Here is a 26,529-nt window from a genome sequence, read left to right on the forward strand (position 1 = left end):
TCTCTTAAAGCTGACGAAAACGACTTCTCAGCGTAAAGGTATCGGATGTGACATAGCGTTCCATTTCACGTAACCGCTTCTCCCCTTCAGCCAGCCGATCGTCAACCGCATTGAGAAGATCGTTACTGGTAGGCGCGCCTTCCGCAGCCAGTTCGCCTTCCGGCATCGGGTCAAGTACAAACGACAGCACGATGTAGGCCACGAAAGTGATAAACGCCAGACCGAAAAATATCGACAGCACCGTGACCACACGAACCAGCTTTACCGGAACGTCGAGATAATGGGCCAGCCCGGCGCAAACGCCGCGCACCATGCCCTGCTGTGGAATTCGCCACAATTTTTTGTTCAGATTCAGTCCTGACATTAACGGTCCCTCCAGTTAGGATGTTCTGCATCCAGGATTGCTTCCAGCGCCTGAATGCGATCGCGCATCTTGTTAGCCTGGTCGGTAAGCTGCGCAAGACGTTGTTGTTCACTCTGGGATAAATCGTTCCCTGAAGAACGGTTGCTGTAGTGCAGCCATAGCCAAATCGGCAAAACAAACAGCACGAAAATCGTCAGGGGAATGGCCAGGAAAAGCGCGCTCATGTGTACTCCTTGTCGTCGGATGCTTAGCGGCACGCTCAGGTGCCGCAACATTATTATTGGTTATCTTGCTTCATTTTGGCTTTCAATGCCGCCAGCTGCTCGCTGATTTCATCGTCCGCTTTCAGATCGGCAAACTGTTGATCCAGCGACTTTTGCTTACCGATGCCGTGGCTCTCTGCTTCCGCTTCCATCTGGTCGATACGACGCTCGAATGACTCAAAACGCGCCATGGCCTCATCCAGCTTGCCGCTGTCCAGCTGACGACGCACGTCACGGGAAGAGCTTGCCGCCTGATGACGCAGGGTCAGCGCCTGCTGACGCGCGCGGGTTTCGCTCAGTTTATTTTCGAGCTCACCAATCTCTTTTTTCATGCGGGTGAGCGTGTCTTCCACCAGCGTGACTTCATGCTCCAGCGTAGCGATCATGTCCGCCAGCTTCTGCTTTTCAATTAACGCTGCGCGAGCAAGATCTTCTTTATCTTTGCGCAGGGCGAGTTCCGCCTTTTCCTGCCATTCATTGAGCTGAGCGGTGGCCTGCTCAATACGGCGCGTTAACTGCTTTTTCTCAGCCAGCGCACGGGCGGAGGTAGAACGCACTTCAACCAGCGTGTCTTCCATCTCCTGAATCATCAGGCGCACCAGCTTCTGCGGATCTTCTGCTTTCTCCAGCAGTGAGTTGATGTTGGCGTTCACGATGTCGGCAAAACGAGAAAAAATACCCATAATCAAATCCTCATAGTTCTGTTATCGGGCTATGCCCTGCTGTACTGATAATACAATTCCCGTGCCAGTTTTTTATCTTATTGATTTTACACGGTGTGATTGATTTTTATTCACCACAGAACTATGCTGACCTGGTGAATATCGCTAAGGAGTGGTTAATTTCATCATGGCTCAATACAAAGATAACTTACTCGGCGAAGCCAACAGCTTTCTTGAGGTGCTGGAACAGGTCTCTCGCCTTGCGCCGCTCAACAAACCGGTGCTCATTATCGGCGAGCGCGGCACGGGTAAGGAACTGATTGCTAACCGTCTGCACTATTTATCCGGACGCTGGGACGGCCCCTTCATTTCTCTAAACTGTGCGGCGCTGAATGAAAACCTGCTCGACACCGAGCTGTTCGGCCACGAGGCGGGCGCGTTTACCGGCGCTCAAAAGCGCCATCCGGGACGTTTTGAGCGCGCCGACGGCGGCACCCTGTTCCTTGATGAACTCGCCACCGCGCCGATGCTGGTGCAGGAAAAGCTGCTGCGCGTGATTGAGTATGGTGAACTGGAGCGCGTCGGCGGCAGCCAGCCGCTGCAGGTTAACGTGCGCCTGGTCTGCGCCACCAACGCCAATCTGCCGGAGATGGTCGCGGAGGAGCAATTCCGTGCCGATCTGCTTGACCGCCTGGCCTTTGACGTCGTTCAGCTTCCGCCCCTGCGCGACAGGAGAAGCGACATCATGCTGCTTGCTCAACAATTTGCGATTCAGATGTGCCGCGAGCTCGGTCTCCCTCTTTTCCCCGGCTTCAGCGATCATGCGCGGGAGACACTTCTGGCCTACCGCTGGCCGGGAAATATCCGCGAACTGAAGAACGTTGTGGAACGTTCTGTTTACCGCCACGGCAGCAGCGAGACGGAGCTGGACAATATCATTATCGATCCTTTTCAGCGCAATGCGCCGCCGGTTTCCTCCCCGTCATCGTCAGGCGATACTCTCGCGCTGCCCCTTGATTTGCGCCAGTTCCAGCACGAGCAGGAGCAACAGCTGCTGGAGCAAAGCCTGAAGGCGGCGAAATATAACCAGAAACGAGCGGCCGAACTCCTGGGCCTGACCTACCATCAGTTACGGGCATTGCTTAAAAAGCATCAAATGCGCTGACAATATCGGCACTTACCCGCAGACATTTTTACGAAGCAGGCGTAAGTGCGATACACTTTGCAGATCGAACCTAAAAACCTTAAAAATTATGCGTCTGGTTTTATCGTCCTTTTTTGCACTCGGTCTGTTCAGCGGCCTGGCGTTTGCTGCGCCCGGGCAGTCTACGCAGCCTGACATTCGTGACAGCGGCTTCGTCTATTGCGTAAGTGGCCAGGTGGACACCTTCAACCCGCAAAAAGCGGGCAGCGGGCTGATTGTGGATACGCTCGCCGCGCAGCTTTACGACCGTCTGCTTGATGTCGACCCGTACACCTATCGCCTGGTGCCTGAACTTGCGGAAAGCTGGGAAGTCCTGGATAACGGTGCAACCTACCGTTTTCACCTGCGCGATGATGTCGCGTTTCAGCGTACGCCGTGGTTTACCCCTACGCGCAAGCTGAACGCGGATGACGTGGTCTTCACCTTCCAGCGTATCTTTAACCGTAACCACCCGTGGCATAACGTTAATGGGGATAATTTCCCCTATTTCGACAGCCTGCAGTTTGCCGACACCGTTAAAAGCGTGCGCAAGCTGGACAGCCGGACGGTTGAATTTACGCTGACGCGCCCGGATGCCTCCTTCCTCTGGCACCTGGCGACCCACTATGCGTCCGTTATGTCCGCCGAATACGCGGCGAAGCTGACGAAAAAAGATCGTCAGGAGCTGCTCGACCGCCAGCCGGTCGGTACCGGTCCATTCCAGTTGGCCGAATACCGCGCGGGGCAATATATTCGCCTGCAGCGCCACGAACATTTCTGGCGCGGTACGCCGCTGATGCCGCAGGTGGTGGTCGATCTCGGGTCTGGCGGAACGGGACGGCTCTCGAAACTGCTCACCGGGGAATGCGACGTGCTCGCCTGGCCCGCTGCCAGCCAGCTCACCATTTTGCGCGACGATCCGCGTCTGCGTCTGACGTTACGCCCGGGGATGAACATCGCTTATCTGGCCTTTAACACCGATAAGCCGCCGCTGAACAACCCTGCCGTACGTCACGCTCTGGCGCTGGCGATCAACAACCAGCGTCTGATGCAGTCGATCTACTACGGCACGGCGGAAACCGCCGCCTCAATTTTACCGCGCGCCTCGTGGGCCTACGACGGTGAGGCTAAAATTACGGAATACAATCCGGCAAAAGCGCGTGAACAACTGAAAGCGCTGGGCGCGGAAAACCTGACGCTCCAGCTTTGGGTGCCCACAAGCTCCCAGGCGTGGAACCCGAGCCCGCTGAAAACTGCTGAACTGCTGCAGGCGGATATGGCGCAGGTGGGCGTCAAGGTGATCATCGTACCGGTTGAGGGCCGTTTCCAGGAGGCGCGCCTGATGGATATGAATCACGACCTCACCCTGACAGGCTGGGCTACCGACAGTAACGATCCGGACAGCTTCTTCCGGCCGCTGCTGAGCTGTGCTGCGATAAATTCGCAGACCAACTACGCCCACTGGTGTAACCGGGAATTCGACGCCGTGCTGCAAAAAGCGCTCTCTTCCCAACAGCTGGCCTCGCGCATTGACGCTTACGATGAAGCGCAAAAGATACTCGCTCAGGAACTGCCGGTGCTTCCGCTGGCCTCTTCCCTGCGCCTTCAGGCCTACCGCTATGATATTAAAGGCCTTGTGCTGAGTCCGTTCGGCAACGCCTCGTTCGCCGGCGTATCGCGTGAAAAAGAACAAGAGGTGAAAAAACCATGATTATTTTTACCTTGCGTCGGCTCCTTTTACTGCTGGTGACGCTCTTTTTCCTGAACTTTGTCGGCTTCAGCCTGAGCTATTTCACGCCGCATGCCCCGCTACAGGGCTCATCGTTGTGGGATGCCTGGCTGTTCTGGTTTAACGGTCTGCTGCACTGGGATTTCGGCGTGTCGAGCATCAACGGGCAGCTTATCTCCGAGCAGCTGAAGGAGGTGTTCCCGGCCACGATGGAGCTGTGCATTCTGGCCTTCGGCTTTGCCCTGATGGTAGGTATTCCCGTGGGCATGCTGGCCGGGATCTACCGCAACAAATGGCAGGATAAGTTTATCAGCGCCCTTGCCCTGCTCGGCTTCTCTATCCCGGTATTCTGGCTGGCGCTGCTGCTGACGCTGTTCTTCTCGCTGACGATGGGCTGGCTACCGGTCTCTGGCCGTTTTGACCTGCTCTATACGGTTAAAACGGTAACGGGTTTTGCCATCATTGACGCATGGCTGTCCGATTCCGTCTGGCGCCATGAGATGATCGTCAGCGCCCTGCGTCATATGGTACTGCCGGTGCTGACGCTGGCGGTTGCGCCGACAACCGAGGTGATCCGCCTGATGCGCCTGAGCACCATCGAGGTGTTTGAGCAGAACTATGTCAAAGCTGCCGCCACGCGCGGATTGTCGCGCCTGACCATACTGCGCCGCAACGTCCTGCACAACGCTCTGCCGCCGGTAATTCCGCGCCTGGGGCTGCAGTTTTCCACCATGCTTACGCTGGCCATGATCACCGAGATGGTCTTTAGCTGGCCCGGGCTGGGACGCTGGCTGATTAACGCCATCCGTCAGCAGGATTATGCTGCTATCTCAGCGGGTGTGATGGTGATTGGTTCGCTGGTCATTATTGTTAACGTGTTGTCCGATATTTTGGGTGCGATGGCTAACCCATTGAAGCATAAGGAATGGTATGCCTTACGATAACGTTTACAGTGAAAAGCGCACGCCCGGTGCGCTGCGTACCGTGTGGCGAAAGTTCTATGGTGACACCACGGCAATGATCGGCCTTTATGGTTGCGCCGGTCTGGTATTGCTTTGCCTCTTTGGTTCGTGGTTTGCGCCTTATGGCATTGATCAGCAGTTCCTTGGCTATCAGCTGCTGCCGCCTTCCTGGTCACGCTACGGCGAAGTCTCATTCTTCCTCGGCACTGACGATCTCGGACGCGACGTATTGAGCCGTCTGTTAAGCGGGGCTGCCCCGACGGTGGGCGGCGCGTTTGTCGTGACGCTCGCGGCGACGCTCTGTGGACTGGCGCTCGGTATTTTCGCGGGCTCCACGCATGGCCTGCGCTCGGCGGTGCTGAACCACATTCTGGACACGCTGCTGTCGATTCCGTCCCTGCTGCTGGCAATCATTGTGGTTGCCTTTGCCGGTCCGCATCTGTCGCATGCCATGTTCGCCGTCTGGCTGGCTATCCTCCCCCGCATCGTGCGCTCGGTTTACAGCATGGTGCATGACGAGCTGGAAAAAGAGTATGTCGTTGCGGCCCGTCTGGACGGCGCGACGACCTTCAATATTCTGTGGTTTGCCGTTCTGCCAAACATCGCCGCCGGGCTGGTCACCGAGATCACCCGTGCGCTGTCGATGGCGATTCTGGACATCGCTGCGCTCGGGTTCCTCGACCTCGGTGCGCAGCTGCCGTCCCCTGAATGGGGTGCGATGCTCGGTGACGCGCTGGAATTGATCTACGTGGCGCCGTGGACGGTTATGCTGCCGGGGGCGGCGATTATGGTAAGCGTGTTGCTGATCAACCTGCTGGGCGACGGTATTCGCCGTGCAATTAACGCGGGGGTGCAATAATGCCGCTTCTTGATATTCGCAACCTCACCATTGAATTCAAAACCGGTGAAGGCTGGGTTAAAGCCGTCGATCGCATCAGCATTACTCTCGCCGAGGGCGAGATTCGCGGGCTGGTGGGTGAATCTGGTTCGGGAAAAAGCCTGATCGCCAAAGCGATCTGCGGCGTGGCGAAAGACAACTGGCGCGTGACCGCCGACCGCATGCGGTTCGACGATATAGACCTGCTGCGCCTCTCCCCGCGCGAGCGTCGCAAGCTGGTCGGCCATAACGTCTCGATGATTTTCCAGGAGCCACAGTCCTGCCTCGATCCGTCCGAGCGCGTAGGCAAACAGCTGATGCAGAACATTCCCGGCTGGACCTATAAAGGCCGCTGGTGGCAGCGTTTCGGCTGGCGCAAGCGCCGCGCCATTGAGCTATTACACCGCGTCGGGATCAAAGACCATAAAGACGCGATGCGCAGCTTCCCGTATGAGCTGACCGACGGTGAATGCCAGAAGGTGATGATTGCCATCGCCCTGGCTAATCAGCCGCGTTTGCTGATTGCGGATGAACCCACCAACGCGATGGAGCCGACCACCCAGGCACAAATTTTCCGCCTGCTGTCGCGCCTGAACCAGAACAATAACACCACCATTTTGCTGATCAGCCATGACCTGCAAATGCTCAGCAAATGGGCGGATAAAATTGACGTGATGTACTGCGGGCAAACGGTCGAAACTGCCCCGAGTGAGGAGCTGATCGCCGCGCCGCACCATCCATATACGCAGGCGCTTATCCGCGCTATTCCTGATTTTGGCAGCGCCATGCCGCACAAGAGCCGTCTGAATACCCTGCCCGGAGCTATTCCGCTGCTGGAATCGTTGCCGATAGGCTGTCGTCTGGGGCCGCGTTGTCCGTATGCTCAGCGTAAATGTATCGAAACGCCGCGCCTGACCGGCGCCAAAAATCATCTTTACGCCTGTCATTTCCCGCTGAACATGGAGAGAGAGTGAAATGGTCGAAACCTTGCTGGAAGTCCGCAATCTGACTAAGACCTTTCGCTATCGCACGGGGCTGTTTCATCGTCAGACTGTCGAAGCGGTTAAACCGCTGAGTTTTACCCTGCGTGAAAAACAGACGCTGGCGATCATCGGCGAAAACGGCTCCGGTAAATCCACGCTGGCGAAAATGCTTGCCGGCATGGTCGAGCCCACTGCTGGAGAAGTGTTGATTGACGATCATCCTCTGCAGTTTGGCGATTACTCTTTCCGCAGCCAGCGCATCCGCATGATCTTCCAGGATCCGTCTACCTCGCTTAATCCACGCCAGCGCATTTCGCAGATCCTTGATTTCCCTCTGCGTCTGAATACCGAACTTGAGCCAGAGGCGCGCCGCAAGCGTATCTTCGAAACGCTGCGTATGGTTGGGCTGTTACCGGATCACGAAAGCTACTACCCGCATATGCTGGCCCCCGGTCAGAAACAGCGTCTGGGTCTGGCCCGCGCGTTAATTCTGCGCCCGAAAGTGATCGTTGCAGACGAAGCGCTTGCCTCGCTGGATATGTCTATGCGCTCGCAGCTGATTAACCTGATGCTCGAATTACAGGAAAAGCAGGGTATCTCCTACATCTACGTTACCCAGCACCTGGGGATGATGAAGCACATCAGCGATCAGGTAATGGTCATGCACCAGGGGGAAGTCGTCGAGCGCGGCAGCACGGCGGATGTGATGGCCTCCCCGCTTCATGAGCTGACGAAAAGGCTGATTGCCGGGCATTTCGGTGAAGCATTGACCGCCGATGCGTGGAGAAAAGACCGTTAAGCGCGGCGGTAAACACGGATTGCTCCGCTCAAATAAGGATTAAATAGCCTGCATGCGCTATTTAATCCTTTTTTTGTCTCCATCCCTGCTCCATATTTTAAGCAATATCCATCAATAGTTCTTCTCCAGAATACCGGAACATTACGGAGGAGAAGAAATGAACACCACCACATATGTTCTAAAATATTCGGAGTATCTCATCAGAAAATGCCGTTCATATTTCATGACGGACCTCAATTTTCATACTGCAAAACTCAAAAAGACATCAGGCATAACCCCTGACATTAAATCACCCACTACGTTGAGTGAAAAAATATGTCATCGCCTGGTCTATGACCATAATAATCTCTACACAATGCTTGCCGATAAACTCGCCGTCCGCGAATACGTTGCGTCCAGAACAACGCGAGTAAAAGCGGTGCCTTTGATTGGGGTATACCGCAGGTTTTCGCATATCGATTTTTCAACACTGCCCGATCAATTCGTCCTTAAGTGCAATCATGACAGTGGAAGCACAATAATCTGTACAAACAAAAACCAGTTCAATTACCGACAGGCCCGTAAAAAGCTCACTCTCGCATTAAAGAAGAATTTGTATTACACCACGCGCGAGTGGCAGTACAAAAATATTACACCCGTTATACTGTGTGAGCCCTATGTCGATCTTTTCAATAATGCGGACAGGAACAGCACGCCGGAAATGCTGAGAATTCACTGTTTTCACGGGGTCGCACACTATGTTGAGGCCGATTTTACGGATGACCTCGGCAGAGAGTTTATCAACGTTTACGACCGACACTGGAATTTACAGCCCTTCCAGATGGAATATCCTAATACGCCGTTTGCGCCCGGCGAGCCGAAATTGTTCCGTGAGGCTCTGCTGGCCGCTCAGGAGCTGGCGAAGGGTCTTGACTACTGCCGCGTTGACCTCATGTTGAAAAGCGATGAAATTTACTTCAGTGAAATAACCTTAAGCCCAAAACGGGGCAAACTGCGAATTACCCCTCTGGAATGGGATACAAAGTTAGGCGATATATGGCAGTTGCCGCTATCGGCGGGCAGGCCAGGCTGACCTGCCGCCAGGACTCAGGCATCGGGCCAGGTCAGTTTGAACAGGGAGTGGTTTTGCTTCGATAAGGTATACGTTACATCGCCACCATGAGCCAGCATGATGGCTTTTACCACCGATAACCCTAAACCACATCCTTCGGGATTAACATCTTTGGCACCTTTATCCCGCTGGAAGGGTTGAAATAAGAAATCATGAAATTCCCTAGGGATGCCCGGCCCGCCATCCTCAATAAGGATATAATTGCCTTTATCAGAGACGCCATTTTTTACGATGAGTTTTCGCGAAGTTGAATAATGTAATGCGTTGTCAAACAGAACGGCCAGACACTGATTGATGCGCAACGGATCGAACACGCATCGCTGTTCCCTCAACTCTGTTTTAATCACAAACTGATTGTGCTTGAACTCGGGCATGAAAGTATCAAGCGCATCCTGGATTGTGCCTTTGAGGTCCGTTCTGGATTTATACAGCGTATAACCCGCCCCGCCGTCAGAGCTGATCACCCGAAGATCTTCAATCAAACGGGTTAACCCCTCAGTCTGCTTGAGAAGATTATTAAAAAGCAGCGGATCCGGCTCAAAAACGCCGTCAACCAGCCCCTGAAGCCGCCCGCGTAAAATCGTGACCGGGGTTCTCAGCTCATGGGCAATGGCGGCGTTCCAGGATTTCCTCTGAATATCCAGCGTCTGGAGTTTTTCCGCCATTTCATTGAAATCCGTGACCAGATGATTGACCTCTCCCAGACGGGAGCTGGCGCAATAAGCACGGGCATCCAGCTGGCCCTGAGAAATTTTTCTCAGGCTGGACGCTACCGCGTTTAACGGGGTGAGTATTCGTGAAGAAAGTTTTATCGTTAAAAATATCGCGATTATCAGACTGATTGTTGTTGCGGTCCCGATCCACACCCAGTCCCACATCGTCATTTGCTCGTCATCCCCCTCAACGGCACCGCCGGGGAGGTGATCGAGAATAAAAGAGTAAAAAAACCAGGAGCCCAGTACCGCAATGGCAATGATCATAAACGTCAGCAGCAGCATATACGTTAAGATCTGCCGACTCAGGACAGAATCTCTGTTCATTTTTTCTCCCCGAGTCGATAGCCCATCCCCCTGATGCTCTCAGGGACGCCATAAAGGCCTGCAAGCTCCAGCTTTTTACGCAGCTTGCTCATATGGCTGTCTACCGTTCTGTCGAGCGTATCGCCTTCCGGCAGACACGCGTTAAGTAACTCTTCCCGGGAACAGACCTTTCGCGGGTATCTCACCAGGTAAGTAAGAAGTTTAAATTCCGTCGTTGTTAATACTGGGGAGACTACCTCTTCGCCCACGGTGACCTCAACGTAGAAATCGTCCGGGTAGACCGTAATAAAAGGCGTCCTGAGAGGCACGGCACCCGCCTGCTGGAGAGCGGGTCTGGTTCTGCGCAGCACGGCTTCAACTCGCGCGACCACTTCGGAAGGATTGAAAGGTTTGATCACGTAATCGTCCGCGCCAAGCCTGAGCCCCATCAGCTTATCCACGTCCTGATCGAGTGCGGACACCATAATGACGGGCACAGAACTTTCCTGACGGAGCGTCGTGAGTACGCTCCAGCCATCGCATACGGGCAGATGGATATCCAGCAAGATAAGATCGGGTTTATGGAGCCGATTAAGCGCTATCGCCTGCTCGCCCTGCCGGGCTCTCAGCGTTTTCATCCCAGAACGCTCTAAGTATCTCATCAGTATATCGGCAATTTCGTTTTCATCTTCAACAACAAGGATTAGAGTATTTTTGTTCATTTTATCTCCGCGGGTGAAATCCCTTTGAGCACGCTATCAGATATCTTTAGCACAATAAGACACAGACTCCGGGAAAAAGTGCCGTGGCCGCGAAAATTTCCTGGATTAATTTAAGTGCCCGGCAATTTCTCCATACAGCCTACACATTCAGTCAATAAAGACTCGACAATGTCAGCCCACAATAGTTATTCGGAGTTAAACCGTCTTTCGTTTAACGTGGTAAATACCCCTGTCGCTTAATGGCTTTCTGAATTTGGCTGAGATAATGAACATGGAACTTTCGAAATACTTCTCTCCTAAAAAAATCGGCATATTTTCTCTCTTCCTGCTGCTATCGTGGGGATTACTTTATACCTGGCTGGTATTGATGCATAAAATGGATGAGAAAGTCGCCGCAACGCTACTCTCTTCCCCCATGATCTATGGCTGCATTGCCTTGTCGGTTGTCTCTCTGATAATACAAAACAAAGCAGGCGCGTTCACTGAATTACTTCTCATCGCCTTCTGGCTAATGGTGATTTTTGTTTATCTCATTATTACGTTCACTGTGCTGCTGAACGCTACGCCAGATTTTAACGATTTGGTGTTTTACTATGAGTGTTATTTAATTCTCTTTTTTGGCGGTTCACCGTTGTACCTCATCGTGAGAATGATTTAAACAACCGTGTTGTTTCGCTCCACACTCTCTCCATAAACCGCCCATGTCCGCTAAACAGGCGAGTTGTAGACTCTCCATCACACCATCTTGAACAAAATAACTCACTGAAAGAGTCACGTATCTGGAAGTTAAATTAATGCCTCATTTCTTTATTGAACGTCCCATTTTCGCCTGGGTCGTGGCGCTTTTTATCGTCCTGGCGGGCGCATTGTCTATCCCCCGGCTGCCGGTTGCGCAGTATCCGGCGGTGGCACCGCCTGGGATTATTATTTCTGTCACCTACCCGGGTGCCAGCCCCGATATTATGAATACGTCGGTGGTGTCGTTACTTGAGCGCGAAATATCTGGCGTCGATAATTTGCTTTACTTCGAATCATCCAGTGACACAACCGGTTCTGCGTCTATTACCGTGACGTTTAAGCCCGGCACGGACATCAAGCTGGCGCAGATGGACCTTCAGAACCAGATTAAAATTGTGGAGCCGCGTTTGCCACAGGCGGTCAGGCAAAATGGCATCAACGTCGAGGCGGCCAATTCCGGTTTTTTAATGATGGTGGGGCTGAAGTCCACAACCGGTAAATTTGAGGAAGCCGATTTAAGCGATTACTTTGCCCGGCATGTCAGCGACGAGCTTCGCCGCGTACCTGGAGTAGGGAAAATTCAGCTGTTTGGTGGCGAAAAAGCGCTGCGCATCTGGCTGGACCCGATGAAGCTTCATAGCTACGGACTTTCGGTGAGCGATGTGCTTACCGCCGTTGGCCAGCAAAATGCCCTGGTTTCGCCCGGCAAAACGGGAGATGAACCCGCATCTGAAGGGCAAGGCGTAACCTATCCGATCACCGTGAAGGGGCAACTCACTTCCGTAGAGGCTTTCAGGAATATTACTCTGAAATCAGAGGCATCCGGCGCAAGGCTGAAGCTGTCCGACGTCGCGCGCATTGAGTCCGGCCTGCAAAGCTACGCTTTCGGTATCCGCGAAAATGGCGTTCCCGCAACGGCTGCGGCAGTCCAGCTATCCCCTGGCGCCAATGCGATGAGCACGGCTGCAGGCGTACGCGCACGCATCGACGAACTTTCTCAGGTGTTGCCGGAAGGAATGACGTTTACGGTTCCCTTCGATACCGCGCCTTTTGTGAAGCTCTCCATCATGAAGGTGGTGCAGACATTTGTGGAAGCGATGGTTCTGGTCTTCCTCGTAATGCTGCTGTTTCTGCATAAGATACGCTGTACGCTTATCCCGGCGATTGTTGCCCCCGTCGCACTGCTTGGCACCTTCACGGTGATGCTATTGAGTGGATACTCCATCAATATTCTGACCATGTTCGGCATGGTTCTGGCGATAGGGATTATCGTAGATGACGCTATTGTGGTCGTGGAGAACGTCGAGCGCCTGATGGAAGAAAAACAACTCTCTCCGCGCGACGCGACCCGGGAGGCCATGAATGAAATCACGCCGGCAATTATCGGGATCACGCTGGTGCTTACCGCCGTCTTTATTCCCATGGGTTTCGCCGAAGGATCCGTCGGGATTATTTATCGACAATTTTGTATTTCCATGGCGGTATCCATACTGTTGTCGGCATTTCTTGCCCTCACGCTTACCCCCGCGCTATGCGCGACGCTACTTAAGCCTCACAGCGCAGCAAAGCACGTTGGTGGCAGGTTCGCAGCAGGGTTTAACGCCCGCTTTCGTACCCTCACGACGTGGTACGAATCCGGGCTGGGCGCGGTGCTGAGACGTACCGGGCGTATGCTGCTGTTGTACGTTGCGCTATGTGCTGCCCTATGTTTGGGGCTTTCTTCGCTGCCCTCGTCCTTTCTTCCGGATGAAGATCAGGGCTATTTTATGTCCTCAATCCAGCTGCCTTCCGATGCCACAATGCAGCGCACCCTGAGAGTGGTTAAAAAATTTGAAGAGGAAATTGCGGCCCGGCCGGATATTGAAAGCAACATTATGATTCTGGGATTTGGGTTTTCAGGCTCGGGACCGAATTCGGCCATGGCCTTCACCACGCTGAAGGACTGGAAAGATCGGCAGGGTACGACCGCACAGAATGAAGCCGACCATATACAGGCCAGCATGGCTAACGTCTCTGATGCCGTCACGATGAGCCTTCTCCCGCCGGCCATTTCGGATATGGGCACCTCCTCGGGCTTCACCTGGTACGTGCAGGACAGGGCGGGACTGGGCTACGAGGCGTTAAAGAGAGCGGCCGATGCGCTGGTTGTGAAAGCTAATCAACGTCCTGAACTGAGTGACGTGTATATAGACGGTCTGCCGGAAGGAACAAGCCTGGCCCTTCAGATTGACCGGGAAAAAGCGGAAGCGCTGGGCGTTTCATTTGATGAAATCAACCAGACGCTCTCGGTCACCATGGGGTCGAACTACGTTAATGACTACACGAACAAGGGCCGTGTTCAGCAGGTCATTATTCAGGCCGACGCCCCTTACCGCATGCAGCCTGAGCAGATCCTGAAATTATCGGTAAAAAACCGTATGGGGCAGATGGTGCCAGTATCTACGTTTGCGACGCTTTCCTGGAACGTTGCGCCGCAGCAGTTGACGCGTTATCAGGGATATTCTGCTATCCGCATTACCGGCAGTGCGGCCCCAGGCAAATCCAGCGGCACGGCAATGAAGGCCATGGAGACGTTGTCACGGGATTTACCGCAGGGGATGGCCGGCGAGTGGGCCGGGAGCTCATTGCAGGAGAGAAAATCCGAATCTCAGCTCCCGGGTCTGATCGTTCTGTCGATACTGGTCGTGTTCATGGTGCTCGCCGCCCTGTATGAGAGCTGGTCAATTCCCTTTGCGGTCATGCTGGTCGTTCCCCTGGGGCTTATCGGTGCGGTGGTTGCCGTCTCCGTTGCGGGCATGACGAATGATGTTTTCTTTAAGGTCGGTCTTATCACCCTGATAGGCCTGTCCGCCAAGAACGCCATTCTGATTGTCGAGTTTGCAAGGCAGCTCCACCGGGAAGGACAACCCCTGCTGGCGGCAACAATACAGGCCGCAAGCCAGCGTCTGCGCCCTATTTTGATGACATCGTTAGCCTTTACGTTAGGCGTGGTGCCATTAATGCTGGCGCGTGGCGCGAGTGACAGCACGCAGCACGCTATCGGCACCGGGGTGTTTGGCGGCATGATCAGCGGCACGCTTCTCGCGATCTTTTTCGTCCCGGTATTCTTTATTGTCGTTGCGCGTTTCGTTGAAAACGCCAGGAAAGTGTGAATACCGCTGATGGATCGCGGAACCTTGCTGGTTGGATGAGGCGAAGCTGCTGCCGGGTGATATACTGGACGAATGCTGAAATTTTGAGCCCCCGCCAGCCCGCGCCTCACCTTTTGGGGCATTCCTCTTCGGAGATCGACGAGAAATATCGTGACACAAGGGGCCGTGAGTGGGCTATAATTTCGAGCTAATTTCGAATGATTTTGAAATACTGCCTGTAACGCTATGAATTACAAGGCAAAATAAGCAATGAATATAAGGATTAAAGCTATGGGTTTTCTTTCCGGTAAGCGCATTCTGGTGACTGGCGTTGCCAGCAAACTGTCCATCGCATACGGCATCGCACAGGCAATGCATCGCGAAGGCGCTGAGCTGGCGTTCACCTACCAGAACGACAAGCTGAAAGGCCGTGTTGAAGAGTTTGCCGCGCAGCTGGGTTCCAGCATTGTTCTGGAATGTGACGTTGCACAAGACGAAAGCATCGACGGCATGTTTGCTGAACTGGCAAAAGCATGGCCGAAATTCGACGGTTTCGTTCACTCCATCGGCTTCGCTCCTGGCGACCAGCTGGACGGCGACTACGTGAACGCGGTAACCCGTGATGGCTTTAAAATCGCGCACGACATCAGCTCCTACAGCTTCGTTGCAATGGCGAAATCTTGCCGCGCAATGCTGAACCCGGGCGCAGCGCTGCTGACCCTGTCCTACCTGGGCGCAGAGCGTGCTATCCCTAACTATAACGTTATGGGCCTGGCGAAAGCATCTCTGGAAGCCAACGTTCGCTACATGGCGAACGCAATGGGTCCAGAAGGCGTGCGCGTTAACGCCATCTCTGCTGGCCCTATCCGCACCCTGGCGGCGTCCGGCATCAAAGATTTCCGTAAAATGCTGGCACACTGCGAAGCGGTTACCCCGATTCGTCGTACCGTTACCATTGAAGATGTGGGTAACTCTGCTGCATTCCTGTGCTCTGACCTTTCCGCAGGTATCTCCGGCGAAGTGGTTCACGTTGACGGCGGCTTCAACATCGCTGCAATGAACGAGCTGGAAATTAAATAAGCTGTGGCTCTCTTCCCGCACGGGAAGAGAGCTTTCCCCCTCCGCACTCCCCTTCGTTATTCCGTTCTGCTATTTGTTATCACCTAACAATATTTTTCCCTTTATCTGCCTTACGCCAGGATATTGATCGCCATTTTGAGATCAAGGAACGCCCATGGAACAACGCCGTTTTTCCGGCAAAGGCCACTGGTATCACGAAACCCAGTCTAACCACGCGCAGCCGGATGTGCTGCCCCTGGTGCCCGAAGCCGCTAACGTCGACGATCGTTTTTTGCTCGATTTAGCCCTGCCAGATGAGATTGTCGCCGCCTGTACCGGCTGGCTTGCTCCTGCCAGATCCTTATGTCACCAGCTGTTCCCGCTCTCACTTCCCGTAAACCGCCTGCGAACGCTTAGCGCCTACGATCGGTTAAGTACCGCGCTGACGGTGGCGCAGGCCTGCGGCGTTCAGCGGCTGTGCAACCACTACGCCGCCCTCCTCGCCCCGCTGCCGGGCCCTGACTCCTCCCGCGAAAGTAACCGACGGCTGGCGGAAATCACGCAGTACGCCCGCCAGCTCGCCAGCTCACCTGACGTCATTGATGATAAGGCGCGAAACCAGCTTGATGAGGTAGGTCTGTCTATCTATGACGTTGTGGTGATTAACCAGATAATCGGCTTTATCGGTTTTCAGGCGCGCGTGGTCGCCGTCTTTCAGGCGCTGCTCGGCCATCCCGTCCGCTGGCTGCCGGGCCATCATATCCAGCCGCACACCCTGCCAACGTCCTCCGACGCGTGGATCTCGCTTCTGCCCGTGGTCGAGCTTCGCTATGCCAGTGCGCATCAGCTTGAGTCCCTCTCCCGCTGGCAGGCAGAGCCCACGCTTGAGGCGCTGACGCCGGTCCTGTGCCATGAACCGACCTTGCTCGATCTGATGGGGGAGATCCTGATAAATAGCCGGGAAACGGTTTCGCTGCCTCCTCCGGCGCTTTCGGCAGCAGCCGAATTGCTGACACGCTCGCCGGACCGCTTCAGCGCCGCACAATTTACCCCGCTCACGGAAGAGGGACTTACTGCCGTTCAGGCGATCAACCTGCTCAGCCAATGCGCCCTGGAGGGCTGGCTCAATCGACTAAAAGTCGCGTCCGGCAAAGCGGAATAACCACACTCTTTCCCCAAAGAGCGCTTGCTGTAGCAGTGAGAATCGCGTAAAACTGTCAGCCGCTCAATGGCTACGAAAATAGAACATTATGTTTCAGGACAACCCGCTGCTAGCGCAGCTTAAACAGCAACTGCATTCCCAGACGCCGCGTGCAGAAGGGGTCGTGAAAGCCACGGAAAAGGGCTTTGGCTTCCTTGAAGTTGACACGCAGAAAAGCTACTTCATTCCGCCACCGCAGATGAAGAAAGTGATGCATGGCGATCGCGTCATGGCCGTCATCCATACCGAGAAGGAACGTGAATCCGCCGAGCCGGAAGAACTGATCGAGCCGTTCCTGACTCGCTTTGTGGGCAAAGTGCAGAGAAAGGACGATCGTCTTTCTGTCGTGCCGGATCACCCCCTGCTGAAAGATGCCATTCCCTGCCGCGCCGCCCGCGGCGTTGAGCATGATTTTAAAGAAGGTGACTGGGCCGTGGCAGAAATGCGCCGTCATCCTCTGAAAGGCGACCGCGGTTTCTATGCTGAACTGACCCAGTTCATCACCTTTGGCGACGACCATTTCGTCCCGTGGTGGGTCACGCTGGCGCGCCATAATCTTGAAAAAGAAGCGCCGAACGGCGTGGCAACTGAGATGCAGGATGAAGGCCTGGCGCGCCGCGATCTTACCGCGCTGGAGTTTGTCACCATCGACAGCGCCAGCACAGAAGATATGGACGATGCGCTCTACGCTGAAGAGAGCGCCGATGGCAAACTGCATTTGACCGTCGCCATTGCCGATCCAACCGCCTGGATTGTGGAAGGCAGCAAGCTGGACGAAACGGCGAAAATCCGCGCGTTCACCAACTACCTGCCGGGCTTTAACATCCCGATGCTGCCGCGCGAACTGTCTGACGACCTCTGCTCGCTGCGCCCAAATGAGGTGCGCCCGGTTCTCGCCTGCCGCATGACCATTGCCGCAGATGGCACGATTGAAGACGATATCGAATTCTTTGCCGCCACCATCGAATCCAAAGCCAAGCTGGCCTATGACAATGTCTCCGACTGGCTGGAAAACACCGGCAGCTGGAAACCTGAATCCGATGCTATCGCGGCACAGATTCGTCTGCTGCACCGCATCTGCCTGAACCGCGGCGAGTGGCGTAAGACACACGCCCTGGTCTTCAAGGATCGTCCGGATTATCGTTTTGTTCTCGGTGAAAAAGGCGAAGTGCTGGATATCGTGGCCGAGCCGCGACGCATTGCTAACCGCATCGTCGAAGAAGCGATGATTTCCGCCAATATCTGTGCCGCGCGCGTGCTGCGCGACAGGCTGGGCTTCGGTATTTACAACGTTCATACCGGATTCGATCCGGCCAATACCGAAGCGCTCGCGGCCCTCCTGAAGAATCACGATGTGCATGTTGATCCGGAAGAAGTGCTGACACTGCCGGGCTTCTGCAAGCTTCGCCGCGAGCTGGACGCTCAGCCGTCCGGTTTCCTGGATAGCCGTATTCGCCGCTTCCAGTCCTTCGCGGAAATCAGCACCGAGCCAGGCCCGCACTTTGGCCTCGGTCTGGAAGCCTACGCCACCTGGACCTCCCCGATCCGTAAGTATGGCGATATGGTTAACCACCGCCTGCTCAAAGCGATTATTAAGGGCGAAACCATTGCCCGTCCTCAGGACGACACGACCCTACAGATGGCCGAGCGTCGCCGTCTGAACCGCATGGCGGAACGTGACGTTGGAGACTGGCTATACGCGCGCTTCCTGCAGGATAAAGCCGGTACCGATACCCGCTTCGCGGCAGAAATTATTGATATCAGCCGCGGGGGAATGCGCGTACGTCTGGTGGATAACGGTGCGGTCGCCTTTATCCCTGCCCCGTTCCTGCACGCCGTTCGTGACGAACTGGTCTGCAGTCAGGAAAGCGGCACCGTGCAAATTAAAGGCGAGACGGTTTACAAAGTCACTGACGTGATTGATGTAACTATCGCTGAAGTTCGCATGGAAACCCGCAGTATTATTGCGCGCCCTGTCGCCTGATAACCTGCTCAATTGTCGGTCATTTCCGTTCAGAAAGGCCGACAATTTTCTCCCTGTCTTTCCCCTCGCAAAAGCATCATTTTTCTTACTTTTTCCGCCCCAGCCCGCCCAAAATAGCCATAATTATCTACAGTTAAAGAGTGCTGCCCTGTTCGGGCACGTGGATTTTATACGCTCAGCATTTTTATCTGCCTGATGCGTTTTATTATAAAAAAGCTCAGAAAAACAATACCTTCACTGCGGCTTTGCCGCTATTTTCAACGGAAAAGTCGACGACTAATGAATATTTTGTTCGCTAATGCGTCGCGGCGGGAGAAATCATGATCGACGAACTTGAGCAAAATTTGCTGTTTCGTTACATGGGTACTCACAGCCCGTGGTGGCGATTGTCGGCTGACAGCAACGCTCTGCACCTTGCCGCCAGCGAAAATGCTGACGTGACTCAGGAGATCGTACTGGATGATGAACAGGCCGCACAGATCCGCCAGCTAACGGTAATGACCACCAGCATTTCCCTTAACCTCTCTCTTTACGGCGAGCAAGTTCCCGTCCATCTTGTCGGACGCAAAATCACCCGAAACGAGTGGGCCGGAACGGCTTCCGCCTGGAACGATACGCCCTCCGTGGCACGCGATCTGGCTCAGGGACTCTCCTTTGCGGAACAGGTTGTTTCTGAAGCGAATTCCGTCATTGTCATTCTCGATCAAAACGGCAATATCCAGCGCTTTAACCGCCTGAGCGAAGAGTATACCGGTCTGAAAGAACATGAAGTCATTGGTCAAAACGTGTTTGAACTGTTCATGAGCCGCAGCGAAGCGGCAGCCTCGAAGCGCAACATTGCGGGTTTCTTTCGCAACGGCAGCTCCTACGAAGTCGAACGCTGGATTAAAACGCGAAAAGGGCAACGCTTGTTTCTGTTCAGAAATAAATTCGTTCACAGCGGCAGCGGTAAAAATGAAATTTTCCTTATCTGCTCCGGGACCGACATTACCGAAGAACGGCGGGCACAGGAGCGCCTGCGCGTGCTGGCCAATACCGATACCATCACCGGCCTGCCCAACCGCAATGCGATCCATGAGCTGATTTCAGACGCCATCAATAGCCGCGGCGACACGCAGGTTGGCGTGGTGTACCTCGACCTCGATAACTTCAAAAAGGTTAACGATGCCTACGGGCATATGTTCGGCGATCAGCTCCTGCAGGCGGTTGCACTTGCCCTTCTGAGTTGTCTGGATGAGGGGCAGGTTTTAGCGCGGCTCGGCGGCGATGAGTTTATCGTTATGGCCACCAATACCTCTCAGGGCTCGCTGGAAGCGATGGCGTCGCGTATTCTGACCCGCCTGCGCCAGCCGTTCAGAATCGGTCTCATTGAGGTTTACACCGGTTGCTCCCTGGGGATCGCCCTCGCGCCGCAGCATGGGAACGATCGGGAAAGCGTGATTCGCAATGCCGACATCGCCATGTACACCGCCAAGGAGAATGGCCGTGGCAAATTCTGCGTCTTCTCCCCCGAGATGAACCAGCGCGTGTTTGAGTACCTGTGGCTGGACACCAACCTGCGTAAAGCGCTGGATAACGATCAGCTCCTGATCCACTACCAGCCGAAAATGACCTGGCGCGGCGAAGTCAGAAGCCTTGAAGCGCTGGTCCGCTGGCAGTCGCCCGAGCGCGGGCTGATCCCCCCTCTGGAATTTATCTCTTATGCCGAGGAGTCCGGTTTGATTGTGCCGCTGGGTCGCTGGGTGATGCTTGATGTGGTTCGCCAGGTGGCAAAATGGCGTGACAAGGGAATTAACCTGCGCGTGGCCGTGAACGTCTCTGCACGTCAGTTGGCCGACCAGACGATTTTCAGCGAGCTAAAGCAGGCGCTTAAGGATCTGCATTTTGAGTACTGCCCTATCGACGTTGAGTTAACCGAAAGCTGTCTTATCGAAAACGAAGAGCTGGCGCTCTCGGTGATCCAGCAATTCAGTCGGCTCGGGGCACAAATTCATCTGGACGATTTCGGTACCGGCTACTCCTCCCTTTCCCAGCTGGCGCGTTTTCCTATTGATGCCATTAAACTCGATCAGGCTTTTGTCAGAGATATTCATAAGCACTCTGTCTCCCAGTCTCTGGTACGCGCCATTGTCGCAGTGGCGCAGGCGTTAAACCTGCAGGTGATTGCCGAAGGGGTGGAGAACGCAAAAGAAGATGCCTTTCTGACCAAAAACGGCGTCAACGAACGGCAGGGTTTTCTTTTCGCTAAGCCGATGCCCGCTGCCGCATTCGAGCGCTGGCTAAAACGATATCAAGCACGACAACAACGTTAACGTCATACAGAGGTTCACTTTCGTATAGGTAATTTCGTTATGGCGTTTTTTCCCTTCTCTTTTGAACCTATTTTCTGCATCATTGAAATTATTAACTTTTCGCTCCTGGGGAGAGATGATGTCTACTATTGATCCACAAGCTGTAGCACAACGTATTGATACCGTGCTGGATATCCTGGTGGCGGGTGATTATCACTCTGCGATCCGTAATCTCGAGATCCTGAAGTCTGAACTTCTCGCTCAGGATGGCGCTGACAATGCCCCCGAAAACCGACAGCCTAAAGCGCCGTGGGAAGTCTAAACCCACTGTCTCAGACCTCGTTTCGCTTTATTAATTGGATGCTATGAATTCCCGACAACAACTCATTTTGCAGATGGTCATCGATCAGGGGCGCGTAAGCGTCGTTGAGCTGGCTAAAACCACCGGCGTTTCAGAAGTCACCATCCGTCAGGATCTTAATCTGCTGGAAAAACAGAGCTACCTGCGCCGTGCGCATGGCTATGCCGTGCCGCTGGACAGCGACGACGTTGAGACGCGCATGATGAATAACTACGCGCTTAAACGAGAACTGGCAGAATTTGCTGCATCGCTGGTAAACCCTGGCGAGACGGTCTTTATTGAAAACGGCAGCAGCAACGCTCTTCTGGCACGTACACTCGCCGAACAAAAAGATGTTACCATCATCACCGTCAGCAGCTATATCGCCCATTTGCTCAAAGAGACGCGCTGTGAGGTGATTTTGATGGGCGGCATTTACCAGAAAAAAAGTGAGAGCATGGTAGGCCCGCTAACCCGGCAGTATGTCCAGCAGGTTCATTTCAGTAAGGCGTTTATCGGTATTGACGGCTGGCAGCCGGAGACAGGCTTCACCGGCCGGGATATGATGCGATCTGACGTTGTGAATGCCGTTCTGGAAAAAGAGTGTGAAGCCATTGTGCTGACCGACAGCTCTAAATTTGGTGCCGTCCATCCTTATACCATGGGGCCAGCCTCACGCTTTAGCCGCGTAATTACCGACGAAAGGTTAAGCGATGAACATCGTAATAAACTGGAAGATGACGGTCTGATTGTCGATATTATTAAAACGCCCGCCTGAGTCCATTTGCGCCCGTATTCCGGGCGCATATGCCCCATTCGTCTAAGAGGATTCCTATCCATCCTTTAAGAGTTTTTACCTGTTTAACCTGCCGTAAAGTCGTAAAATTAATGTTAGCGATATAACAGGAAGTGACTATCACCTGCGTGATTACGTAACGCCTGCGCGACCAGCTTTCACGGAAAAAAGAATTGAGTATTCATTTTGACTATACTTAATGTGTACATCTTTCCGTGAATCGATAATTCAGGAGAAAGTATTATGACCTTAACCAGCAAAAAATTAGCCGCCGCTGTTCTGGCAATCACTGTAGCAATGTCCCTGAGCGCGTGCTCTAACTGGTCTAAACGTGACCGTAACACCGCAATTGGCGCCGGTGCTGGTGCGCTCGGTGGTGCAGTATTAACGGATGGTAGTACGCTGGGTACATTAGGCGGCGCTGCTGTCGGTGGTATTATCGGTCACCAGGTTGGCAAATAATTATTCTATCAGCCTTCCCGTTAAGGCGATTTAGCATCGCATTTCAGGTCTGACTAACGCACGTATATAACACGAGCCACGGCATTTGCCGTGGCTTATTTATTTTAGCCGCCTGCCAGTTTAACTTTCATGCCTTTGGCTTCAAGGAGCGATTTAATTAAATCGCGTTTATCACCCTGAATTTCGATAATGCCGTCCTTCACGGCGCCGCCGCAGCCACATTTTTTCTTCAACTCTGCTGCCAGCTTGTTCAGCTCCGCATCATCCAGATCAATCCCGGAGATCAGGCAGACCCCCTTTCCTTTTCGCCCGCTGGTCTGACGCTGGATACGAACAATACCGTCACCTTTCGGACGTTCTGCTTTCGTTTTCGGTTCGTCTATGCGCCCGCTTTCCGTCGAGTAGACCAGCCGACTGTTGGAATCAGTCATTGCGCCCCCTTTTTCAGTGATGCGTTGATAGCCTTAAGCGTCTCTGCCGGGTTCGCAGACTGCGTCACCGGCCGGCCGATAACCATGTAGTCAACGCCTGCTGCCAACGCTTGCTCAGGCGTCATAATGCGTCGCTGATCGCCCACGTCGCTGCCAGCAGGACGAATGCCTGGCGTGACCAGTTTAAAATCTTTGCCCAACTCTGACTTAAAGCGTACCGCTTCCTGCGCGGAGCAAACGACGCCATCGAGACCACAGCTCTGCGTCAGACGCGCGAGACGTTCGGCGTGCCCGGCAGGTGACAACGTCACGCCAAGTTCGCGCAAGTCGCTGTCATCCATGCTGGTCAGCACGGTAACCGCAATCAGTAATGGCGCATCGTTGCCGAACGGCAGGAGTGCTTCGCGAGCGGCTGTCATCATTCTCGCCCCGCCCGACGCGTGGACGTTGACCATCCATACACCCAGTTCCGCAGCGGCGGCAACCGCGTGCGCCGTGGTGTTCGGGATATCATGGAATTTGAGATCGAGGAAAACGTCAAAGCCGCGCTGTTGCAGATCGCGAACGATTTGCGGTCCAAACAGCGTGAACATCTCTTTGCCGACCTTCAGGCGGCAATCGCGAGGGTCAATGCCGTCGACAAAGGCCAGCGCTGCGTCACGCTTATTGTAATCAAGCGCAACAACAACAGGAGAATCCGTAATAACGCGGGAAGTGGAGGAAGTAACAGACGTCATGACCAGCCCTTTTCGTCTATGGGCGCGCAGCGGCGCGGAACAGATAAACGGCCTGCATTCTACCTGCCGTCGCCGCAAATTGACAGAATCCATTTATGCCCCTGCCAGGCCAGCAAGCCGCACGGTGTTGAGAAAGCGGTAAAAGCCATCAGTATGTTGTAACTAAAATGAAGGCTTTTAAAAAATTACTGCCCATCCAGGCCGCGAATTGGCTTGATAGTGGACCAGGCCCGGCAGGATGGGCAGTGCCAGTAGAGCGTATACGCGGTAAAACCACACTTCTGACAACGGTAGCGCGGTTTGCTGCGCACCTGCTCGCCAACCATGTCGCGCAGCACCATCAGACTCTCTTTCGCGCGCCCTTCTTCCGCATCGTTCAGATGGTAGTCCATCAGCTTGTGGAATACGCGCATCGTGGGATGACGCTGCAGCTGACGGGTAATATAAACTTGTGCGGTGTCGCTCCCCTCATACTGCTCAACCACGTCAGAGAGCATCAGCTCAGCGGTCGCGCCGGTATTCTCTTCCACGCAACGGCGCAGAAATGCCACCCACTCTTCCTGCTTGTCCAGCTGCTGATAGCAGGTTTGCAGCATTTCAAGCGTTTCGCTGACCAGCTCTTTGTCCTGGTCAATCACCCGCATCAGGCTTTCAACGGCTTTAGCGTAGTCGCCGCTGGCCATAAAAACGCGCCCCATCATGATAGAGATACGCGCGCTATTGCGGTCTGCGGCGGCGCCTTTCTTGAGCAACGCCATGGCTTTATCCATGTCGTCGTTGCCCATCTGCTGAAGGGCAAGCTCGCAGTAGAAATGCGCAATTTCAACGCGCTGCTTGTCTTTGCCCAGCTTCACCAGACGCTCGGCCGTATCAATGGCTTTCTGCCAGTCGCTGGTGGCCTGGTAAATCTGCAGTAACTGCTGCAACGCGCCGATACGGAAATCCGTTTCATCCACCAGCTGTGTGAACATATCTTCAGCGCGATCGTACAACCCCGCGGCCATATAGTCTCGGCCCAGTTGTTGTACCGCCAGGAGACGTTGTTCGTAGGTCAGGGAGGCGCTTTCCATCAAGGTCTGGTGGATACGGATAGCGCGGTCAACCTCGCCGCGCGAGCGGAACAGGTTACCGAGAGTGAGGTGGGCTTCGACGGTCCCCGTATCCTCTTTCAGCATATCGAGGAACAGGTCTACCGCTTTGTCCTGCTGATTGCTCAGGAGGAAGTTCACCCCCGCAACGTAGTCGCGGGAGAGTCGGTTAGCCTCATCCTGTTTCGTTTGTTGCGCACTTCTGCGGCCCATATACCAGCCATAGGCTGCGGCTACAGGCAAAAGCAGAAACAACAACTCCAGCATAGTCGATTATTCCTTCACGACCGGCACACCTGAACTTTCCGGCATGTCGGACGCAGGCGCAATGTGCTGTTCAAGTCGTTTAATTTTACGTTCAGCGCGCGCAAGAGAAACACGAACTTTCAACCAGAAAAGACCGCAAACCAGCCAGCCGATGGCAAAGCCTGCAGCAAATAAGACCGCCAGCAGGCTGGAGACCCGATACTCACCCTGCGCCAGCAGATAGTTAAACGTCACCTGTTGATCGTTTTGTGCACCCAATGTGACTGAAATGACAAAAATCGCCAATACCAGTAAGAAAATGAGTAAATATTTCACATTACTTCCCGTTATGTGGTTCAAGCGAATAAAGTGTGTTCAACTCACCGCAATCAGCCTTATAAACTACCATTTTAGCGACGGGCGCGAAACGGAAAAAATAACGCGCACGTCATGGATTTATGGGCAAAATGCACAATATCAACCGTCAGGCGTCGCTTTGCTCCCTTTCGGCGATCTCTTCTTTCTCTTCAGGTGGCGGCGTGAGCGGGCCGCAGAACCGTTCTGCAAGCCAGGTTGCCAGCGTCACCAGCATCCAGGAGATCAGCGTAGCGACCACCAGATCCCGCGGCCAGTGCATTCCCAGCAGCAAGCGGCTGCCCATCACCCCTGTCGCCCAAACCAGTAAAATCGCGATGGTCATAGTGCGACGTCGAGGCCAAAGCAGCCCAACGCCCAGCAACGCCCAGCTGGCTGCAAACATCGTATGGCCGGAAGGAAACGCGAATCCCGTCTCTTTTTGCCAGTGCTTACGCAGGAACTTTGGAATATCTTCCTGTTCTGAAAGCTGTTCTTTCACCAGCGCGCCGCGATCTTTACGCTTTAAATTGTAGAACTCTTCCACCGGAACATGGTGCGCTTTTTCCAGCCAGACGACAAAAGGTCTTGGCTCCTGAACGTGATCCTTCACCCAGGACTTCACGCCCTGTCCAATAACGATCGCGCCACCGAGGATAGCAAAGAGCATCAACGCCGCGCGCAGTCGAAAGCGCAGGCACCACAAGAACCAGCCGCAGAGGATAACGTGGGTAATAATTCCCCACGGCTGCGTGACCGTCTCCGTTACCCAGTATAACGTTTTCAGCCACGTGGCATTCTGCCCCGGCTGCCACATCCAGCCGGAGACCCACACGGCCAAAGGCATAATCAGTAAAATGGCCGCGCCTGCTGCCGTACGTCTGGCGATTGAAAGCATGTCTTCTCCTTTTTCGCTAAGCCTCACAATCATAACTGAAATTCATTCGATGGGTGGATATGTCGGATCGTGCGTTTAACGTTCATATAGCATGGCGCC

26 protein-coding genes are annotated in these 26,529 nt (G+C 54.1%); 16 read left to right on the forward strand and 10 right to left on the reverse strand.

Annotated features, from left to right (window positions below):
- Positions 1 to 4: 4 nt before the first annotated feature.
- The 3 genes from pspC to pspA are packed head-to-tail and all read right to left on the reverse strand — an operon-like array spanning position 5 to position 1,310.
- Positions 5 to 364, reverse strand: coding sequence for an envelope stress response membrane protein PspC (gene pspC / locus AC2FAJ_RS04090; protein ID WP_028013377.1), 360 nt, complete (start codon positions 362 to 364; stop codon positions 5 to 7).
- Positions 364 to 588, reverse strand: coding sequence for an envelope stress response membrane protein PspB (gene pspB, locus AC2FAJ_RS04095; RefSeq protein ID WP_028013378.1), 225 nt, complete (start codon positions 586 to 588; stop codon positions 364 to 366). Before pspB ends, pspC begins: the two co-directional genes overlap by 1 nt.
- A gap of 53 nt (positions 589 to 641) precedes the next feature.
- The gene (gene pspA / locus AC2FAJ_RS04100; RefSeq protein WP_028013379.1) at positions 642 to 1,310 is read right to left on the reverse strand and encodes a phage shock protein PspA; all 669 of its coding nucleotides are present in this window, start codon (positions 1,308 to 1,310) and stop codon (positions 642 to 644) included.
- 151 nt (positions 1,311 to 1,461) lie between these two features.
- On the opposite strand from pspA, the gene pspF reads away from it, so the two are divergent.
- The 7 genes from pspF to AC2FAJ_RS04135 all read left to right on the forward strand — a co-directional run bounded on the left by pspF (position 1,462) and on the right by AC2FAJ_RS04135 (position 8,894).
- Positions 1,462 to 2,454: a phage shock protein operon transcriptional activator gene (pspF, locus tag AC2FAJ_RS04105; RefSeq protein WP_485453854.1), complete on the forward strand. Its 993-nt coding sequence runs from the start codon at positions 1,462 to 1,464 to the stop codon at positions 2,452 to 2,454.
- Positions 2,455 to 2,542: 88 nt separating this feature from the next.
- Entirely contained in the window at positions 2,543 to 4,183 is a 1,641-nt protein-coding gene (sapA, locus tag AC2FAJ_RS04110; protein ID WP_193358166.1) for an ABC transporter substrate-binding protein SapA, read from the forward strand.
- Complete coding sequence (sapB, locus tag AC2FAJ_RS04115) at positions 4,180 to 5,145, forward strand: putrescine export ABC transporter permease SapB (protein WP_041909670.1); 966 nt, start codon at positions 4,180 to 4,182, stop codon at positions 5,143 to 5,145. The genes sapA and sapB overlap by 4 nt, the downstream gene beginning before the upstream one ends.
- The gene (gene sapC, locus AC2FAJ_RS04120; RefSeq protein ID WP_028013383.1) at positions 5,132 to 6,022 is read left to right on the forward strand and encodes a putrescine export ABC transporter permease SapC; all 891 of its coding nucleotides are present in this window, start codon (positions 5,132 to 5,134) and stop codon (positions 6,020 to 6,022) included. The genes sapB and sapC overlap by 14 nt, the downstream gene beginning before the upstream one ends.
- Complete coding sequence (gene sapD, locus AC2FAJ_RS04125) at positions 6,022 to 7,014, forward strand: putrescine export ABC transporter ATP-binding protein SapD (protein WP_028013384.1); 993 nt, start codon at positions 6,022 to 6,024, stop codon at positions 7,012 to 7,014. Before sapC ends, sapD begins: the two co-directional genes overlap by 1 nt.
- A 1-nt stretch (position 7,015) precedes the next feature.
- A complete protein-coding gene (sapF, locus tag AC2FAJ_RS04130; RefSeq protein ID WP_041909668.1) occupies positions 7,016 to 7,822 on the forward strand; it encodes a putrescine export ABC transporter ATP-binding protein SapF in 807 nt (268 codons plus the stop codon).
- A 157-nt stretch (positions 7,823 to 7,979) separates the two neighbouring features.
- Positions 7,980 to 8,894: an ATP-grasp fold amidoligase family protein gene (locus AC2FAJ_RS04135; RefSeq protein WP_485453855.1), complete on the forward strand. Its 915-nt coding sequence runs from the start codon at positions 7,980 to 7,982 to the stop codon at positions 8,892 to 8,894.
- Between the two features lie 14 nt (positions 8,895 to 8,908).
- Here the strand turns inward: AC2FAJ_RS04135 and AC2FAJ_RS04140 are convergent, their stop codons facing one another.
- Together AC2FAJ_RS04140 and AC2FAJ_RS04145 are read right to left on the reverse strand one after the other, a co-directional pair.
- On the reverse strand, positions 8,909 to 9,973 hold the full coding sequence (locus tag AC2FAJ_RS04140) for an ATP-binding protein (protein ID WP_252007838.1): 1,065 nt from the start codon (positions 9,971 to 9,973) through the stop codon (positions 8,909 to 8,911).
- Complete coding sequence (locus AC2FAJ_RS04145) at positions 9,970 to 10,674, reverse strand: response regulator (RefSeq protein WP_041909662.1); 705 nt, start codon at positions 10,672 to 10,674, stop codon at positions 9,970 to 9,972. The genes AC2FAJ_RS04140 and AC2FAJ_RS04145 overlap by 4 nt, the downstream gene beginning before the upstream one ends.
- Positions 10,675 to 10,945: 271 nt before the next feature.
- Between AC2FAJ_RS04145 and crrC the strand changes: the two genes are divergently transcribed.
- From crrC to osmB, 9 genes are all read left to right on the forward strand, one after another.
- Positions 10,946 to 11,332, forward strand: coding sequence for a colistin resistant protein CrrC (crrC, locus tag AC2FAJ_RS04150; protein ID WP_041909660.1), 387 nt, complete (start codon positions 10,946 to 10,948; stop codon positions 11,330 to 11,332).
- A 136-nt stretch (positions 11,333 to 11,468) separates the two neighbouring features.
- Positions 11,469 to 14,564 carry a multidrug efflux RND transporter permease subunit gene (locus AC2FAJ_RS04155; RefSeq protein WP_485453856.1) on the forward strand — a complete coding sequence of 1,032 codons (3,096 nt, stop codon included), beginning with the start codon at positions 11,469 to 11,471 and terminating at the stop codon, positions 14,562 to 14,564.
- 270 nt (positions 14,565 to 14,834) lie between these two features.
- Positions 14,835 to 15,623, forward strand: coding sequence for an enoyl-ACP reductase FabI (gene fabI / locus AC2FAJ_RS04160; RefSeq protein WP_003856831.1), 789 nt, complete (start codon positions 14,835 to 14,837; stop codon positions 15,621 to 15,623).
- Between the two features lie 154 nt (positions 15,624 to 15,777).
- A complete protein-coding gene (locus tag AC2FAJ_RS04165) occupies positions 15,778 to 16,764 on the forward strand; it encodes a CMD domain-containing protein (RefSeq protein ID WP_060571746.1) in 987 nt (328 codons plus the stop codon).
- An 88-nt stretch (positions 16,765 to 16,852) separates the two neighbouring features.
- Positions 16,853 to 18,787: an exoribonuclease II gene (locus AC2FAJ_RS04170; protein WP_485453857.1), complete on the forward strand. Its 1,935-nt coding sequence runs from the start codon at positions 16,853 to 16,855 to the stop codon at positions 18,785 to 18,787.
- Positions 18,788 to 19,107: 320 nt separating this feature from the next.
- The gene (gene pdeR, locus AC2FAJ_RS04175; RefSeq protein ID WP_028013393.1) at positions 19,108 to 21,099 is read left to right on the forward strand and encodes a cyclic di-GMP phosphodiesterase; all 1,992 of its coding nucleotides are present in this window, start codon (positions 19,108 to 19,110) and stop codon (positions 21,097 to 21,099) included.
- Positions 21,100 to 21,217: 118 nt separating this feature from the next.
- Positions 21,218 to 21,400 (forward strand): YciZ family protein, encoded by a 183-nt coding sequence (locus AC2FAJ_RS04180; RefSeq protein ID WP_041909652.1) that lies wholly within the window; start codon positions 21,218 to 21,220, stop codon positions 21,398 to 21,400.
- Positions 21,401 to 21,443: 43 nt separating this feature from the next.
- Positions 21,444 to 22,196, forward strand: a complete 753-nt coding sequence (gene yciT / locus AC2FAJ_RS04185; RefSeq protein WP_319879030.1) for a DNA-binding transcriptional regulator YciT — start codon at positions 21,444 to 21,446, stop codon at positions 22,194 to 22,196.
- Between the two features lie 261 nt (positions 22,197 to 22,457).
- Complete coding sequence (gene osmB, locus AC2FAJ_RS04190; protein ID WP_008501216.1) at positions 22,458 to 22,676, forward strand: osmotically-inducible lipoprotein OsmB; 219 nt, start codon at positions 22,458 to 22,460, stop codon at positions 22,674 to 22,676.
- 104 nt (positions 22,677 to 22,780) lie between these two features.
- Here osmB and yciH read toward each other — a convergent pair whose 3' ends face one another.
- The 5 genes from yciH to pgpB form a co-directional block, all read right to left on the reverse strand.
- Positions 22,781 to 23,107 carry a stress response translation initiation inhibitor YciH gene (gene yciH, locus AC2FAJ_RS04195; RefSeq protein ID WP_045630534.1) on the reverse strand — a complete coding sequence of 109 codons (327 nt, stop codon included), beginning with the start codon at positions 23,105 to 23,107 and terminating at the stop codon, positions 22,781 to 22,783.
- Entirely contained in the window at positions 23,104 to 23,844 is a 741-nt protein-coding gene (pyrF, locus tag AC2FAJ_RS04200; protein ID WP_041909647.1) for an orotidine-5'-phosphate decarboxylase, read from the reverse strand. The genes yciH and pyrF overlap by 4 nt, the downstream gene beginning before the upstream one ends.
- A 185-nt stretch (positions 23,845 to 24,029) precedes the next feature.
- Positions 24,030 to 25,199 (reverse strand): lipopolysaccharide assembly protein LapB, encoded by a 1,170-nt coding sequence (gene lapB, locus AC2FAJ_RS04205; RefSeq protein WP_041909646.1) that lies wholly within the window; start codon positions 25,197 to 25,199, stop codon positions 24,030 to 24,032.
- Positions 25,200 to 25,205: 6 nt separating this feature from the next.
- Positions 25,206 to 25,514, reverse strand: coding sequence for a LapA family protein (locus AC2FAJ_RS04210; protein WP_028013399.1), 309 nt, complete (start codon positions 25,512 to 25,514; stop codon positions 25,206 to 25,208).
- 148 nt (positions 25,515 to 25,662) lie between these two features.
- Positions 25,663 to 26,430 carry a phosphatidylglycerophosphatase B gene (gene pgpB / locus AC2FAJ_RS04215; protein WP_048956169.1) on the reverse strand — a complete coding sequence of 256 codons (768 nt, stop codon included), beginning with the start codon at positions 26,428 to 26,430 and terminating at the stop codon, positions 25,663 to 25,665.
- Positions 26,431 to 26,529: the final 99 nt, after the last annotated feature.

The sequence above is a fragment of the Enterobacter cloacae complex sp. 385G4 genome (assembly GCF_057320665.1).

Excerpts from the sequence above, each read along its gene's own strand:
- pspC (WP_028013377.1), bottom strand. The coding sequence starts at position 364 with ATGTCAGGACTGAATCTGAACAAAAAATTGTGGCGAATTCCACAGCAG.
- pspB (WP_028013378.1), bottom strand. The coding sequence starts at position 588 with ATGAGCGCGCTTTTCCTGGCCATTCCCCTGACGATTTTCGTGCTGTTT.
- pspA (WP_028013379.1), bottom strand. The coding sequence starts at position 1,310 with ATGGGTATTTTTTCTCGTTTTGCCGACATCGTGAACGCCAACATCAAC.
- sapA (WP_193358166.1), top strand. The coding sequence starts at position 2,543 with ATGCGTCTGGTTTTATCGTCCTTTTTTGCACTCGGTCTGTTCAGCGGC.
- sapB (WP_041909670.1), top strand. The coding sequence starts at position 4,180 with ATGATTATTTTTACCTTGCGTCGGCTCCTTTTACTGCTGGTGACGCTC.
- sapC (WP_028013383.1), top strand. The coding sequence starts at position 5,132 with ATGCCTTACGATAACGTTTACAGTGAAAAGCGCACGCCCGGTGCGCTG.
- sapD (WP_028013384.1), top strand. The coding sequence starts at position 6,022 with ATGCCGCTTCTTGATATTCGCAACCTCACCATTGAATTCAAAACCGGT.
- sapF (WP_041909668.1), top strand. The coding sequence starts at position 7,016 with ATGGTCGAAACCTTGCTGGAAGTCCGCAATCTGACTAAGACCTTTCGC.
- AC2FAJ_RS04135 (WP_485453855.1), top strand. The coding sequence starts at position 7,980 with ATGAACACCACCACATATGTTCTAAAATATTCGGAGTATCTCATCAGA.
- AC2FAJ_RS04140 (WP_252007838.1), bottom strand. The coding sequence starts at position 9,973 with ATGAACAGAGATTCTGTCCTGAGTCGGCAGATCTTAACGTATATGCTG.
- AC2FAJ_RS04145 (WP_041909662.1), bottom strand. The coding sequence starts at position 10,674 with ATGAACAAAAATACTCTAATCCTTGTTGTTGAAGATGAAAACGAAATT.
- crrC (WP_041909660.1), top strand. The coding sequence starts at position 10,946 with ATGGAACTTTCGAAATACTTCTCTCCTAAAAAAATCGGCATATTTTCT.
- AC2FAJ_RS04155 (WP_485453856.1), top strand. The coding sequence starts at position 11,469 with ATGCCTCATTTCTTTATTGAACGTCCCATTTTCGCCTGGGTCGTGGCG.
- fabI (WP_003856831.1), top strand. The coding sequence starts at position 14,835 with ATGGGTTTTCTTTCCGGTAAGCGCATTCTGGTGACTGGCGTTGCCAGC.
- AC2FAJ_RS04165 (WP_060571746.1), top strand. The coding sequence starts at position 15,778 with ATGGAACAACGCCGTTTTTCCGGCAAAGGCCACTGGTATCACGAAACC.
- AC2FAJ_RS04170 (WP_485453857.1), top strand. The coding sequence starts at position 16,853 with ATGTTTCAGGACAACCCGCTGCTAGCGCAGCTTAAACAGCAACTGCAT.
- pdeR (WP_028013393.1), top strand. The coding sequence starts at position 19,108 with ATGATCGACGAACTTGAGCAAAATTTGCTGTTTCGTTACATGGGTACT.
- AC2FAJ_RS04180 (WP_041909652.1), top strand. The coding sequence starts at position 21,218 with ATGTCTACTATTGATCCACAAGCTGTAGCACAACGTATTGATACCGTG.
- yciT (WP_319879030.1), top strand. The coding sequence starts at position 21,444 with ATGAATTCCCGACAACAACTCATTTTGCAGATGGTCATCGATCAGGGG.
- osmB (WP_008501216.1), top strand. The coding sequence starts at position 22,458 with ATGACCTTAACCAGCAAAAAATTAGCCGCCGCTGTTCTGGCAATCACT.
- yciH (WP_045630534.1), bottom strand. The coding sequence starts at position 23,107 with ATGACTGATTCCAACAGTCGGCTGGTCTACTCGACGGAAAGCGGGCGC.
- pyrF (WP_041909647.1), bottom strand. The coding sequence starts at position 23,844 with ATGACGTCTGTTACTTCCTCCACTTCCCGCGTTATTACGGATTCTCCT.
- lapB (WP_041909646.1), bottom strand. The coding sequence starts at position 25,199 with ATGCTGGAGTTGTTGTTTCTGCTTTTGCCTGTAGCCGCAGCCTATGGC.
- pgpB (WP_048956169.1), bottom strand. The coding sequence starts at position 26,430 with ATGCTTTCAATCGCCAGACGTACGGCAGCAGGCGCGGCCATTTTACTG.